Annotated in this window: 14 protein-coding genes; 2 read left to right on the top strand and 12 right to left on the bottom strand. The window is 62.1% G+C overall.

The features are described 5' to 3' along the window. Positions 1-67: 67 nt before the first annotated feature. The 7 genes from HBO12_RS21535 to ctlX form a co-directional block, all read right to left on the bottom strand. Positions 68-565, bottom strand: coding sequence for an Lrp/AsnC family transcriptional regulator (locus HBO12_RS21535; protein ID WP_029296543.1), 498 nt, complete (start codon positions 563-565; stop codon positions 68-70). Positions 566-579: 14 nt separating this feature from the next. Beyond that, entirely contained in the window at positions 580-1422 is an 843-nt protein-coding gene (locus HBO12_RS21530) for an ABC transporter ATP-binding protein (RefSeq protein ID WP_262377052.1), read from the bottom strand. 3 nt (positions 1423-1425) lie between these two features. Then, positions 1426-2139: an ABC transporter permease gene (locus HBO12_RS21525; protein ID WP_057439424.1), complete on the bottom strand. Its 714-nt coding sequence runs from the start codon at positions 2137-2139 to the stop codon at positions 1426-1428. Beyond that, on the bottom strand, positions 2136-2837 hold the full coding sequence (locus HBO12_RS21520; RefSeq protein ID WP_170043160.1) for an ABC transporter permease: 702 nt from the start codon (positions 2835-2837) through the stop codon (positions 2136-2138). The genes HBO12_RS21525 and HBO12_RS21520 overlap by 4 nt, the downstream gene beginning before the upstream one ends. 155 nt (positions 2838-2992) lie before the next feature. After that, a complete protein-coding gene (locus HBO12_RS21515; protein ID WP_170043159.1) occupies positions 2993-3772 on the bottom strand; it encodes an ABC transporter substrate-binding protein in 780 nt (259 codons plus the stop codon). Between the two features lie 257 nt (positions 3773-4029). Beyond that, complete coding sequence (locus HBO12_RS21510) at positions 4030-5076, bottom strand: ornithine cyclodeaminase (RefSeq protein ID WP_170043158.1); 1047 nt, start codon at positions 5074-5076, stop codon at positions 4030-4032. Positions 5077-5087: 11 nt separating this feature from the next. Further along, positions 5088-6014 (bottom strand): citrulline utilization hydrolase CtlX, encoded by a 927-nt coding sequence (gene ctlX, locus HBO12_RS21505; protein WP_170043157.1) that lies wholly within the window; start codon positions 6012-6014, stop codon positions 5088-5090. Positions 6015-6321: 307 nt separating this feature from the next. Between ctlX and HBO12_RS21500 the strand changes: the two genes are divergently transcribed. Continuing rightward, positions 6322-7212, top strand: a complete 891-nt coding sequence (locus HBO12_RS21500; protein WP_170043156.1) for a GNAT family acetyltransferase — start codon at positions 6322-6324, stop codon at positions 7210-7212. A gap of 134 nt (positions 7213-7346) precedes the next feature. Here HBO12_RS21500 and HBO12_RS21495 read toward each other — a convergent pair whose 3' ends face one another. The 5 genes from HBO12_RS21495 to HBO12_RS21475 form a co-directional block, all read right to left on the bottom strand. Then, positions 7347-8366, bottom strand: a complete 1020-nt coding sequence (locus HBO12_RS21495) for a branched-chain amino acid aminotransferase (protein WP_169956137.1) — start codon at positions 8364-8366, stop codon at positions 7347-7349. A gap of 230 nt (positions 8367-8596) precedes the next feature. Continuing rightward, positions 8597-9976, bottom strand: coding sequence for a dihydrolipoyl dehydrogenase (lpdA, locus tag HBO12_RS21490; RefSeq protein ID WP_170043155.1), 1380 nt, complete (start codon positions 9974-9976; stop codon positions 8597-8599). A 4-nt stretch (positions 9977-9980) separates the two neighbouring features. Continuing rightward, the gene (locus HBO12_RS21485) at positions 9981-11246 is read right to left on the bottom strand and encodes a dihydrolipoamide acetyltransferase family protein (RefSeq protein ID WP_170043154.1); all 1266 of its coding nucleotides are present in this window, start codon (positions 11244-11246) and stop codon (positions 9981-9983) included. Continuing rightward, the gene (locus HBO12_RS21480) at positions 11247-12305 is read right to left on the bottom strand and encodes an alpha-ketoacid dehydrogenase subunit beta (protein WP_029296529.1); all 1059 of its coding nucleotides are present in this window, start codon (positions 12303-12305) and stop codon (positions 11247-11249) included. 1 nt (position 12306) lies between these two features. After that, the gene (locus tag HBO12_RS21475) at positions 12307-13542 is read right to left on the bottom strand and encodes a 3-methyl-2-oxobutanoate dehydrogenase (2-methylpropanoyl-transferring) subunit alpha (RefSeq protein WP_169956131.1); all 1236 of its coding nucleotides are present in this window, start codon (positions 13540-13542) and stop codon (positions 12307-12309) included. A gap of 196 nt (positions 13543-13738) precedes the next feature. Here HBO12_RS21475 and bkdR point away from each other — a divergent pair, with 196 nt between their 5' ends. After that, positions 13739-14227: a Bkd operon transcriptional regulator BkdR gene (gene bkdR / locus HBO12_RS21470; RefSeq protein WP_169956129.1), complete on the top strand. Its 489-nt coding sequence runs from the start codon at positions 13739-13741 to the stop codon at positions 14225-14227. Positions 14228-14308: the final 81 nt, after the last annotated feature.

Here is a 14308-nt window from a genome sequence, read left to right as displayed (position 1 = left end):
CACACAGGCCAGCCCCCACACCAGCCCACCCCCCACATCTGATCTGCATCGTGTGAGGCGATGGGGTTCAGGCCAGCTCAGTCGCGGTGTTTTTCACCACCGCCAGCTCTGGATGGGCCACCAGTTTGTCGATGTGCAGCTCGTCGTTGTTCAACCAGGTTTCCGTCAGCACGCGGTAGTGCTCCATGTCCCGGCAGCGCATGCGCAGGCTGTAGTCGAAGGGGCCGCTGATCAGTTGGCATTCGAACACCTGCGGGCAGGCCTTGACGCAAGCTTCGAAGGCTTTTTGCGCCGAGCGCCCGCTCTGGTTCGACAAGGCCACCAGCACCAGCAACGACAATCCCGGCGAGACCATCTGCACATCGATGATCGCGCCATAGCCGCGGATCACCCCGCGCCGTTCCAGCTTGCGCACCCGTTCCAGGCAGGGCCTGGGCGTCAGGTGCACCAGCGAAGACAGCTTCTCGTAGGTGATTCGCCCCTGATGGCGCAGTACATCGATGATGGCTTCATCGATGCGATCCAGCGCAGGGGAGGAATGGGGTCCGTTGGCCTTGGTATCCATGGTCGATTCTGTGTTCACTTCAAGCGGTTGGAGAGAAATTGCTGCAAGCGTTCGCTGTTGGGATGGTCGAGGATCTCGGCGCTGCCTTGTTCTTCGACGCGGCCCTGATGCAGGAACAGCACCTGGCTGGACACTTGCCGGGCAAAGCCCATTTCGTGGGTGACCATGAGCATGGTACGACCTTCCTCTGCCAACGTCTGTATGACTTTTAGGACTTCCCCTACAAGCTCTGGGTCGAGTGCCGAGGTCGGTTCGTCGAACAGGATAATCTCCGGCTCCATGGCCAGGGCCCGGGCGATGGCCACGCGCTGTTGCTGGCCACCGGAGAGAAATGCCGGGTATTGGTCGGCGACCCGGCCCGGCAGGCCCACTTTATCCAGGTACATCCGCGCGCGTTTTTCTGCCTCGGCGGCACTCACGCCCAACACCCGGCGCGGCGCCATGCAGATGTTTTCCAGCACGGTCATGTGGCTCCACAGGTTGAAGTGCTGGAACACCATGGCCAGGCGCGTGCGCAGGTTCTGCAGTTGCGCCTGGTGCGGCGCCTGCACGCCTGCGCGGCCCGGGCGCATTTCAATGCTGATGCCGTCCAGGGTGATCACCCCGGCGTCGGGTTGTTCGAGGAAGTTGATGCAGCGCAGCATGGTGCTTTTGCCGGAGCCGCTGGCGCCGATCAGGCTGATCACATCGCCCTTGCTGGCGTTGAGCGAAACACCCTTGAGCACTTCATGGTCGCCATAGCTTTTATGCAGGTCTTCGACCTTGAGTTTGACGTTGGCGCCGGCCGCCACCACGCTCGGGCGGGGCGCGGCAACGTGGGTGGGATGAGCGGCCAGGGCCTGTGCGGACTGATTCATGGGTTAGCCTCGGGTCGGGACAAGAAAGCGCATCCAGCGTCGTTCGGCCAGTCGGAACAGGCCCACCAATGCAAAGGACAGCAGCATGTACAGCAGCGCGGCAATGCCGAAGGCCTGGAACGTGAGGAACGTTTCGGCGTTGGCGTCGCGGGCTACCTTGAGGATGTCGGCGATGGTTGCGGTAAACGCCAGGGACGTGGCGTGCAGCATCAGGATCATTTCGTTGCTGTAGGCCGGCAACGCGCGGCGCAGCGCGGCGGGAATCACCACGAACAGGTTCATCCGCCAGCCGTGCAAGCCGTAGGCCCGTGCTGCTTCAATCTCGCCGTGGGGAATATTGCGAATGGCCCCGGCGAAGATCTCCACGGTGTAGGCGCAGGTGTTGAGCACAAATGCCAGCAGGGTGCAGTTCAACGCATTGCGGAAAAACTGGTTGAGCAGGGCGTTGTCCTGCACCACCTCCAGGCTGTACAGGCCGGTGTAGCAAATCAGCAACTGGATATACAACGGCGTGCCGCGAAACAGGTAGGTGTAGACCTCCACCGGCCAGCGTAGCCAGAAGTGCTCGCTGACGCGGGCAATTGCCAACGGGATCGACAGGAAAAACCCGAGGATCACCGACACAATAAACAGCCACAAGGTCATGGCCACCCCGGAAAACCCCGAGCCATCGGTCCACAGATACGCCAGGCCATATTGCTGGATCAGTTCAATCATCGCGCGACCCCCTTGATGCCAACGTTGTAGCGCCGTTCCAGGCGCTTGAAGATGCGGTTGGAAAGGGTGGTGATCACCAGATACACCAGGCCCGCGAGGATCAGGAAGTACAACGGGTCATTGGTGGTCTTGCCGGCGTTCTGCGCGGCCTTGACCAGGTCTGCCAGGCCGATGATCGACACCAGCGCCGTGGACTTGAGCAGCACCAGCCAGTTATTGCCCAGCCCCGGCAACGCAAACCGCATCAACTGCGGGAACATTACCAGCCGAAAGCGCTGCCAGCGGCTCAAGCCGTAGGCGGTTGCCGCCTCCAGTTGGCCCACCGGCACACTGAGCATGGCGCCGCGAAAATTCTCGGTGAAATACGCACCGTAGATAAAGCCCAGGGTGATCACACCGGCGGTGAAGGGATCGATTTCGAAGTAATTCCAGCCGATCATCTCGGTCAGGTCATTGAGCCACAGTTGCAGGCTGTAGAAGATCAGCAGGATCAGCACCAGGTCCGGCACGCTGCGGATCAAGGTGGTGTAGAGCGTGGCCGGGATGCGCAACAGCTTGTGGCTGGACAGCTTGGCACCTGCGGCGATCAAGCCCAGGGTCAGGCTCAGGACCAGCGCGAGGAACGCCAGCTTGATGGTCATCCAGGCACCCTGGGCCAACAGCGGGCCGAAGCCTTGCAGGTTGAGGAGTTCATTCATGAAGGGAGATCTCGATGGGCACGGTTTCCCTTTGTAGGAGCAAGGTTGCTCGCGAAAATCGTCAACGATGACCGGGTAAAACGGGTACCCGGTGGCGATCTTGAGTTTTTCGCGAGCAAGCTCGCTCCTACAGGGGGAGAGGCTATCTGCTGACGTTATTCGTGATAGATATCTTCGTCACCGAAGTATTTCTTCTGGATCAGCGAGTAAGTGCCATCAGCCTGGATGGCCGCGATGCCCTTGTTGATCAGTGCCAGCAACTCCTGGTCGTTCTTGCGCAGGCCCATGGCGATGTCCAGCGGCAAGGTCGGGTCCTTGAAGGCCGGGCCGGACTGGTAGTCGGCGCCTTCAGGCTTGGACAAGAAGTTGAGCTGGGCTTCGAGCTTGTCGGTCAGCGTCGCGTCGAGGCGGCCGTTTTGCAGGTCGGCGTAGTTCTGGTCCTGGGACTGATACGCCTTGACCTGGGCACCGAGCTTGGCCAGGTGAGCACGGGCGTAGGCTTCTTGCAGCGAGCCCTGGAGCACACCCACCTGTTTGCCCTTGAGGGATTCTGGGGTGTCGCCGAAGCCTGCGCCCTTGCGGGTGATCACTGAGGTGGGGCTGAGGAACAGACGGTCACTGAAGTCGATCTGTTTTTGCCGGGCCGGGGTCACGGCCATCGAGGACATAATGGCGTCGAACTTGCGCGCACGCAGTGCCGGGATCATGCCGTCGAATTCGTTGGGGACCCAGGTGCATTTGACTTCAAGCTTGGCGCAGATGGCGTTGCCCAACTCAATGTCGAAACCTTGCAGGCTGCCGTCGGCGGCCACGGATTCAAAGGGTGGGTACTCGGGGAACACGCCGAAACGGATTTCTTTCCATTCCTGGGCCTGGACGGCGGTGGCGCACAAAGGCAGGAGCAGCGCGGCGACGAGTGATCGGAGCGGAGTCATGGTGTTTTCCCTATATTTTGTAATTGATGTCAGGGCAGTAGAAAGGGTGCGGCATGCATTCATTTGCTGACTCTTTGGTCGCGCTCAGAATGCTTCATGATGGTGCGTTTTTTGTGTCGTTTACCTAGGCGTTGGCACGCGGAATACGCTGTTAAAACACCGGTTGCAGCAGAATCGGCTGCAACACCCTGTATATCGGCTTTTCAAATCAGGATTTACGGCCCGCCGCTCGCGCAAAGCGGCAGGCCAGAGCGGTTTCAGGCGCGTTTTTTGTGCTGTGCGACCGGTTGCTGGGCCAGGCGTGCGAACAGGTCCTTGGGGTCGGCCAGGTCCGGCACCAGTTCCAGCTCGCTGCCCACGTCCAGGGCCTTGGCCACATCCAGCACATAACGCAGGGCCGAGTAGTCTTCGAGGGCAAAACCCACCGAGTCGAACAGGGTGACCTGGCGCGCGTTTTCCCGGCCCGGCTTCTGGCCGTTGATCACTTGCCACAGCTCGGTGACCGGCGAGTCCTCGGGCATATGCTGGATTTCGCCTTCGATACGGCTTTGTGGTTCGTACTCGACGATCACCCGCGCGCGCTCGACAATGCGCCGGTCCAGCTCGGTCTTGCCGGGGCAGTCGCCGCCGACGGCATTGAGGTGCATGCCGGGCTCGATCATGCCGTCGGTAAGGATGGTGGCGTAGGCCTTGTCGGCAGTGACGGTGGTGACGATATCGGCACCTTTCACCGCCTCGGCAACGCTTGCGGCCAGGGTCACTTTGATCGCCGGGAAAGCCTTGAGGTTGTTCGCCAGCTTGTGCATGGCCTTGGAATCGATATCGAACAGGCGGATCTCATTGATGCCCAGCAAGGCATGGAACGCCAGGGCCTGGAATTCACTTTGCGAGCCATTGCCGATCAACGCCATGCTGCGGCTGTTGTCCCGTGCCAGGTAGCGCGCGACCAGGGCCGAAGTGGCGGCAGTGCGGATCGCGGTAGTCAGGGTCATCTCGCTGAGCAGCACCGGCTTGCCGGTGTCCACATCTCCCAGGGCGCCGAACGCCATGACCGTGAGCATGCCGCTCTGGGTATTTTTCGGGTGGCCGTTGACGTATTTGAAGGCATACAGCGAAGCATCCGAGACCGGCATCAGCTCGATCACGCCCTCGGGCGAGTGGTTGGCCAGGCGCGCGCATTTTTCGAAGTCATTCCAGCGCAGGTAGTCGGCGCGGATGTACTCGGCCATCTCCGTGATGCAGGTTTGCAGGCCTTTTTGCGATACCAGGTAGCTGAGGTCGTTGACGTCGATATAACGGGTCATGGAAAAACTCCTTATTGGAATGAGGCGCGGGCCGGAAGATGCACTTCGGCCAACATGCAGCGGGCACTGCCGCCGCCGATGCGTTCGATGTTGTCGATGTTCACCACGACTGGGTGGGTGTGGCGCTCCACATGCTGGCGCTGCGCCGGCTTGAGCGAGCGCCAGGCGCTGGCGGACATCACCAGCAGCGGCTGACCGTCGCGGTCGTGGAGTTCCAGCATGTTGCCGGCGAAGGCTTCCAACTGGTCGAAGTCCAGGGCCAGGATGTCTTTGCCGGTGTCGCGCAGGGAGCGTTCCAGGCCTTGGCGTTCGTGGGCTTCGGGCAGTGCGTCCAGGCACGCCACCGACAGGTCGCGGCCGACGCTCATCATCACGTTGCTGTGGTAGATCGGTGCGTGATGGCGGTCGACGGCGTGGAAGGCGCAGACCTGATAGTCCAGGCGCTCGGCGAACTGGCGCAGCGCATCGCGATGGGTGCGCCCGGAGTGACAGGCGTAGCTGATGCGGTGCTGGCGGTCGAGGACCATGCTGCCGGTGCCTTCGAGGAACATGTTCTGTTGTTCCAGGTGGCTGAAATCGATGGTGTGCTTGATCGCGAAGCGCTGCTCCAGTACTTGCAGCACACCTTTGTTGCGTTCCAGGCGACGGTTCTGGCCTTCCATCGGGTACAGCACCAGGCTGCCGTCGGCGTGGCTGCTCCACCAGTTGTTGGGGAAGATCGAATCCGGGGTATGGGGTGCGGGCGTGTCCTGCACCACCAACACTTCCACGCCATGCTCGCGCAGGGTGGCGACGTAACCGTCGAACTCTTGCAGCGCTTTGTGCTGTGCGGCCACCGGGTCGACGGGCGCGCGCTGGAAGCGGTTGTTGATCGCGGTGTCCGGGTTAAAGGCAAAGTGCGCCGGGCGGATCATCAGGACGGTATTGGTGGTTTGCATGGGGGCACGGGTCCATGGGGTTGGGCATTGCGGCTATTTTGTGCGCTCTGGCCGCAGAATCCCGGCTGAAACAGGGGAGCGGCCCAGCCGGGAAAGCTGAAAAGAGGGGTGTGGCAGCCGAATCGGCTGTCAGGGGCGCTCAAACCTGTAGGAGCCGGCTTTTGTGGGAGCTGGCTTGCCTGCGATAGCATCACCGCGGTGTGGCGGACACACCGAGGTGCCTGCATCGCGGGCAAGCCCGGCTCCCACACAAGCCCACACATGGGTATTGTGGTGGCTGTCATAACGCTGCCCGTCAGGAGGAGTCATGTCTACCGCCGTCCGCCTCGCCCAACCCACCGATGCCGAAGGCATCAGCCAAGTCATCCTGGCGGCCCTGCACAGCAGCAACGCCGGCGACTACCCGGCGGACGTGATTGCGCGGGTGGCGAGCAACTTCACGCCACAGGCGGTGCTGCAATTGCTCACGCGGCGTACCGTGCTGGTTGCCCTCCAGGATCAGGCAATCGTCGCTACCGCCGCCTTGGACGCCAATGTGGTGCGTTCGGTGTTCGTCAACCCGGCGCTGCAAGGGCAGGGCATCGGCCGCCAACTGATGGTCGATATCGAACAGCGGGCCCGTGAGGCTGGGGTCACGGTATTGAGCGTACCGTCGTCCCTCACCGCCGAGCCGTTTTATACCAAGCTGGGTTTCCAGACCGTGCGCGATGTGTACCACGGCAACGAGCGCACCCTGGTGATGGAGAAGGTATTGTCGTCCCGCCACCCCATCGGGGTTTACCGCGACCGCCTGCATCGTGCCCAGGTAGCGGCGCTTTGGCAGTTGGCGTTTGGCTACGACACCCCGCATAACCGGCCGGAACTGGCGATTGATAGAAAGCTTGCGGTGGAGGACGGGCTATTTTTTGTCGCCACCCACGGCAAGACCGTGATCGGCACCTTGATGGCAGGCTACGACGGGCATCGTGGTTGGTTGTATTCGGTGGCCGTGCATCCGGACTATCGCCGGCAAGGCCTGGGCGCGTCGCTGGTGCGCCATGGGGAACAGGCGTTGATCGCCCTGGGCTGCCTGAAGATCAACCTGCAGATCAATCTGGGCAACGAGACAGTGGTGGGGTTCTACGAGGCGCTGGGGTATGGCGTGGAGCCGAGGATCAGCATGGGCAAGAAGATTGCGCAGAACCTGCCAAAATCCTGAAACCACCGCAAAACAAATGTGGGAGCTGGCTTGCCTGCGATAGCGATATGTCAGTCACCAATGCGTTGACTGACAGTCCGCTATCGCAGGCAAGCCAGCTCCCACACAAGCCAGCGCCTACAATCAGGGTCGGCTTAGACCTTGACGATCCAGCCGGCCGGCGCTTCAACGTCGCCGGACTGCACGCCAGTCAGCTCTTTGTAGAGCTTCTGGGTCACCGGGCCGACGTCTTTTTCGCTGTAGAACACGTGCAGCTTGTCTTTGTACTCGATCCCGCCGATCGGCGTGATCACCGCTGCGGTACCGCAGGCGCCGGCTTCCTTGAAGTCTGCCAGTTTGTCGATTAGCACGTCGCCTTCGACCACTTCCAGGCCCAGGCGGGTCTTGGCCAGTTCGATCAGCGACAGGCGGGTGATGCCCGGCAGCACCGATGGCGAGTTCGGGGTGACGAACTTGTTGTCGTGGGTGATCCCGAAGAAGTTGGCCGAACCGACTTCTTCGATTTTCGAGTGGGTGGCCGGGTCCAGGTAGATGCAGTCGGCAAAGTTGGCTTTTTTCGCCAGGGAGCCGGGCATCAGGCTGGCCGCGTAGTTGCCACCGACCTTGGCGGCACCGGTGCCGTTCGGCGCGGCGCGGTCATAGCCGGAGATCAGGAAGTTGTGCGGGGTCAGGCCGCCCTTGAAGTAGGCGCCGACCGGGATGCAGAAGATCGAGAAGATGAACTCGGGCGCGGTACGCACGCCGATGTTGTCACCGGTGCCGATCACGAACGGGCGCAGGTACAGCGCGCCGCCGGTGCCGTACGGCGGGATGAAACGCTCGTTGGCGCGGACCACTTCCTTGCACGCCTCGATGAAGGCTTCGGTCGGCACTTGCGGCATCAGCAGGCGGGCGCAGCTGCGTTGCATGCGGGCGGCGTTCTGGTCCGGGCGGAACAGGTTGATCGAACCGTCCTTGCAGCGATAGGCCTTCAGGCCCTCAAAACACTGCTGGCCATAGTGCAGGGCGGTGGAGCCCTCGCTGATGTGCAGCACGTTGTCTTCGGTCAGGGTGCCTTCTTGCCAGGCGCCGTCTTTCCAGGTCTGGAGGAAACGCTTGTCGGTCTTGATGTAGTCAAAACCCAATTTGTCCCAATTGATGCTTTCGTTACCCATGACACCCTCTATCTTTTTTCAACCGCCTGGTCGAAGGCAGGCTTTCGGTTTATTTCTGGATGGGCGCAACAATACTTCATTCTTGGCCTGTGTGGGAGCGGGTGGGGGGACCATTGAGCATCTGTTTTGGCTGATCCACCGCTATCGCCGGCAAGCCGGCTCCTACATTTGGTCGGCGTAACGCGCTCGATTGTAGGAGCCGGCTTGCCGGCGATAGCATCACCACGGTTTTACAGGTGCAGGGCATGCCCCAACGCCCGCAGCGCCGCTTCCTGCACCGCTTCACCCAGGGTCGGATGGGCATGAATGGTGCCCGCCACATCCTCCAGGCGTGCACCCATTTCCAGGCTCAGGCCAAAGGCCGTGGACAGCTCGGACACGCCAACCCCCACCGCCTGCCAGCCGACAATCAGGTGATTGTCGCGACGTGCTACCACCCGCACGAAGCCGGTCTTGGACTCCAGGGTCATGGCCCGGCCATTGGCCGCAAACGGAAAGCTCGAGACGATGCAGTCCAGGCCTGCGGCCTTGGCTTCGTCCGGGGTCTTGCCGACCACCACCAGTTCCGGGTCGGTAAAGCACACCGCCGGGATCGCCGCCGGGTTGAATTCGCGGGATTTACCGCTGATCAGCTCGGCCACCATCTCGCCCTGGGCCATGGCCCGGTGTGCCAGCATCGGCTCGCCGCTCAGGTCGCCGATGGCCCACACATTGCGCATGCTGGTCTGGCAGCGGCTGTCGATCTTGATCGCCGCGCCATTCATCGCCAGGTTCAAGGCTTCCAGGTTCCAGCCCTGGGTGTTAGGTTTGCGACCAACGGCGACCAGTACCTGATCGGTCTCCAGGGCCAGGGTGCCGCCCTCCGGATCGCGTACTTGCAGGCTGCCGCCTTCAAAGCCAGTCACGCTGTGCTTGAGGTACAACTTGACCCCCAATTGCTTGAGGGATTCGGCCACAGGTTGCGTCAGCTCGGCGTCGTAGGCTGGCAGGATGCGGTCCTGGGCTTCGACCACGCTGACCTCGGCACCGAGCTTGCGATAGGCAATCCCCAGTTCCAGGCCGATGTAACCGCCACCGACCACGATCAAGCGTTTTGGCACACGGCTCGGCGCCAAGGCTTCGGTGGACGAGATGATCGGCCCGCCAATCGGCAGCATCGGCAGGTTGACGCTTTTCGAGCCAGTGGCCAGCAGCAGGTGCTCGCACTGGATACGTTGGTCACCCACGTCCACGGTCTTGCCGTCGACGATCTTGGCCCAGCCGTGGATCACCTGCACTTTGTGCTTTTTCAGCAGTGCGGCAACCCCGGTGGTCAGGCGGTCGACGATCCCGTCTTTCCACTCGACGCTCTTGCGGATGTCCAGGGTTGGCACATCCACGTCGATACCCAGGGCCGAACCCTGGCTCAGGTGCACGGTTTGCTGGAACTGTTCGGCGACGTGGATCAGCGCCTTGGACGGAATGCAGCCGATATTCAGGCAGGTGCCGCCCAACGCCTGGCCTTCTACCAGGATGGTCGGGATGCCCAGTTGGCCGGCGCGAATCGCCGCCACATAACCGCCGGGGCCGCCGCCGATAATCAGCAGGGTGGTCTGTAATGTCTGAGTCATGCCCTTACTCCAGGAACAGGCTGGCGGGTTGTTCGAGCAGGCCACGGATGGCCTGGATGAATTGCGCCGCGTCCATGCCATCGACCACCCGGTGATCGAAGGAGCTGGAGAGGTTCATCATCTTGCGGATCACGATCTGCCCCTTGATCACCATTGGCCGCTCGACGATGCGGTTGACACCCACAATCGCCACTTCCGGCAGGTTCAGCACCGGAGTGCTGACAATCCCGCCCAACGCGCCGAGGCTGGTCAGGGTGATGGTCGAGCCCGAGAGCTCGTCACGACTGGCCTTGCCATTGCGCGCGGCAGTGGCCAGGCGAGTGATTTCTTCGGCGGTGCCCCACAGGCTGCGGGCCTCGGCGTGACGCACCACCGGCACCATCAGGCCGATATCGCTCTGGGTGGCAACGCCCACATGCACCGCGCCAAGGCGGGTGATGACTTGGGCTTCGTCGTCATAACGCGCGTTGATCTGCGGGAAATCGCGCAAGGCCACGACCATCGCGCGCACCAGGAACGGCAACAACGTCAGCTTGCCGCGGCTGGCGCCATGTTTTTCATTGAGGTGTACGCGCAAGTCGTCCAGGGCCGTCACGTCGATCTCTTCGACGTAGCTGAAATGCGCAGCGCGGCGCGTGGCATCCTGCATGCGCTGGGCGATCTTGCGGCGCATGCCGATCACCGGGATCTGCTCTTCGTCGTTGCGCTCGGCATACGGGTTGGCGCCGACCGAGGCGCGGGTGTTGCCCTGTTGCAGATAGGCATCGAGGTCTTCATGCAGAATGCGCCCGGCCGGGCCCGAGCCCTGCACCAGACGCAGCTGGATCCCGGCGTCCAGCGCGTGCTTGCGCACGGCGGGGGAGGCCAGCGGGCGCTCATTGGCGTCCCGGGCCACCGGAGCCTGGGCCGCTACCACCGGCTTGGCGGCCGGTTTGCTTTCAGCCACCGGCGCCTTGATTTCGGCTTTCGGGGCCGGCGCGGCTTCTTCAACCACGGCCGACAACGCCGACTTCCGGGTATTGCCCGCGCCTTCGACTTCAATGCTGATCAGGATACTGCCCACCGCCATGACTTCACCCGGCTCACCGCCCAGTGATATCACCTTGCCGTGGACCGGCGAGGGAATATCCACCATCGCCTTGTCGGTCATCACATCCGCCAGCACCTGGTCTTCCACGACCATGTCGCCGACCTTGACGTGCCAGACCGACAATTCCACTTCTGCGATGCCTTCGCCAATGTCCGGCATCTTGATAACGTGCGTGCCCATTCAGACCTCCATGACCCGTTGCAAAGCCGCGCCCACACGGGTCGGGCCAGGGAAATACGCCCACTCTTGTGCGTGGGGGTAGGGGGTGTCCCAACCGGTCACACGCTCGATAGGCGCTTCCAGGTAATGGAAGCAGTGCTCTTGCACCAAAGACACCAACTCGGCACCAAAACCGCAGGTACGGGTGGCTTCATGCACCACCACGCAACGGCCGGTTTTTTTCACCGACTTGACGATGGTTTCCAGGTCCAGCGGCCACAGGCTGCGCAGGTCGATGACTTCGGCATCGATCCCGGTTTCTTCGGCGGCCACTTGTGACACATAAACAGTGGTGCCGTAGGTCAGCACCGTGACGGCCGAGCCTGGGCGCACGATGGCGGCTACATCCAGCGGTACGGTGTAGTAACCGTCCGGCACCTGGGCTTGCGGGTGCTTGGACCACGGGGTCACCGGGCGGTCGTGGTGGCCGTCGAACGGGCCGTTATACAGGCGCTTGGGCTCGAGGAAGATCACCGGGTCATCGTTTTCGATGGAGGCGATCAGCAGGCCCTTGGCGTCATAGGGGTTGGACGGCATCACCGTGCGCAGGCCGCAGACCTGGGTGAACACCGCTTCGATACTCTGGCTGTGAGTCTGCCCACCGTAGATGCCGCCGCCGCAAGGCATGCGCATGGTCAACGGCGCGGTGAACTGGCCAGCCGAGCGGTAACGCAGGCGCGCCGCTTCCGAGATGATCTGGTCGGTGGCCGGGTACACGTAGTCGGCGAACTGAATCTCGGCCACCGGGCGCAGGCCATAGGCGCCCATGCCCACGGCCACGCCGACGATGCCGCTTTCGGAGATCGGTGCGTCAAACACCCGCGAGGTGCCGTACTTGGTCTGCAAGCCTTCGGTGCAACGGAACACGCCGCCGAAGTAACCGACGTCCTGGCCGAACACCACCACATTGTCGTCGCGCTCAAGCATCACATCCATGGCCGAGCGCAGGGCCTGGATCATGGTCATGGTGGTCGTGGTCATGGCGGTTTCCAGCTCGATTTTATTGTTGTGATCGTTCATGTCAGATCCCCAACTCTTGACGCTGGCGCTTCAAGTGCTCCGGCATCTCTTTATAAACGTCTTCGAACATGCTCGCGGCGCTTGGAATCTGGCCACCGGCCAGGGTGCCGTACTGTTCGGCTTCTTTCTGCGCGCTGAGCACTTCGGCCTCCAGCTGTGCACTGACCGTGGCGTGTTCCTCTTCGGACCACTGGCCAATCTTGATCAGGTGCTGCTTGAGGCGGGCAATCGGGTCGCCCAGGGGGAAGTGGCTCCAGTCATCGGCAGGCCGGTATTTGGACGGGTCATCGGAGGTGGAGTGCGGGCCGGCGCGGTAGGTGACCCATTCGATCAGGGTCGGGCCGAGGTTGCGGCGGGCGCGTTCGGCAGCCCAGGCAGAGGCGGCGTACACCGCGATGAAGTCGTTGCCGTCGACCCGCAGGGAGGCGATGCCGCAGCCCACGCCGCGTCCGGCGAAGGTGGTGGCTTCACCACCGGCGATGGCCTGGAAGGTGGAGATCGCCCACTGGTTGTTGACCACGTTGAGGATCACCGGCGCGCGGTACACGTGGGCGAAGGTCAGGGCGGTGTGGAAGTCTGATTCAGCGGTGGCGCCATCGCCAATCCACGCCGAGGCGATCTTGGTATCGCCCTTGATCGCCGAGGCCATGCCCCAGCCCACGCCCTGTACGAATTGGGTGGCGAGGTTGCCGGAAATGGTGAAGAAGCCATAGTCCTTGACCGAATACATGATCGGCAACTGGCGGCCCTTGAGCGGGTCGCGCTCGTTGGACAGCAGTTGGCAGATCAGGTCGACCAGCGGCACTTCGCGGGCCATCAGGATGCTTTGCTGGCGGTAGGTGGGGAAGCACATGTCGTCGATGTTCAAGGCCAGGGCCTGGGCGCTGCCGATGGCTTCTTCGCCAAGGCTTTGCATGTAGAACGACATCTTTTTCTGACGCTGGGCGACCACCATGCGGTTGTCGAAGATCCGCGTCTTGAGCATGGCACGCATGCCACGGCGCAAAATCTCTACCGGCACACCTTCAGCCCACGGGCCCAGGGCCTGGCCCTGGTCGTCGAGCACGCGGATCAGGCCCTTGGCCAGGTCGGCGGTGTCGGCGGGTTCTACGTCTACGGCGGGTTTGCGCACCGTACCGGCGTCGGTCAGGCGCAGGTAGGTAAAGTCGGTCTTGCAACCAGGACGGCCCGAGGGTTCGGGAACGTGCAGGCGCAGCGGTTCGTAATGCTGGGTCATGGCTTTCTACGCTCGATCTTGTGAATTTCTTGTAGTGGGCGCGCTTAGCTGACAGTCATTCCCCGGGTAGGAGAAATCTTGTCCTACAACAATCATAGGCCGGGCCGCGGAGAATATTTATCTCTGTTTGGTTGCGCCTGAGATCATTTGAGGATAAAAAATCTGCATAAACATAATAAACAGGTGGTTTTGTCTCATGCGCAAGCTGGACCGTATCGATATCGGGATTCTCAACAGCCTCCAGGAGAACGCCCGCATCACCAACGCCGACCTCGCACGCTCGGTCAACCTGTCGCCTACGCCGTGTTTCAACCGGGTCAAGGCGATGGAGGAATTGGGCTTGATCCGTGACCAGGTCACGCTGCTGGATGCCGATTTGCTGGGGCTGCACGTCAACGTGTTTATCCACGTCAGCCTCGAGAAACAGAACGAGGAAGCCCTGCAGCAGTTCGAGGGCGCGATTTCCGACCGGCCGGAGGTGATGGAGTGCTACCTGATGGCCGGCGACCCGGACTACCTGATCCGGGTGCTGGTGCCGACCATCCAGTCGCTGGAGCGCTTTATGATGGATTTCCTGACCAAGGTGCCGGGGGTGGCGAACATTCGCTCCAGCTTTGCGCTCAAGCAGGTGCGCTACAAGACCGCGCTGCCTCTGCCGGCCAACGGCATCAACCTGGGCTCCTGACGCAAACCGTTGTAGGAGCCGGCTTGCCGGCGATGACGGTGGATCAGGCAGGCCACCATCGCCGGCAAGCCAGCTCCTGCA

This window comes from Pseudomonas sp. WS 5059 (assembly GCF_012985525.1).
Lineage (GTDB): Bacteria > Pseudomonadota > Gammaproteobacteria > Pseudomonadales > Pseudomonadaceae > Aquipseudomonas.
The sequence above is the reverse complement of the archived record's forward strand: the minus strand, read 5'-3'. Positions and strand labels throughout refer to the sequence as shown.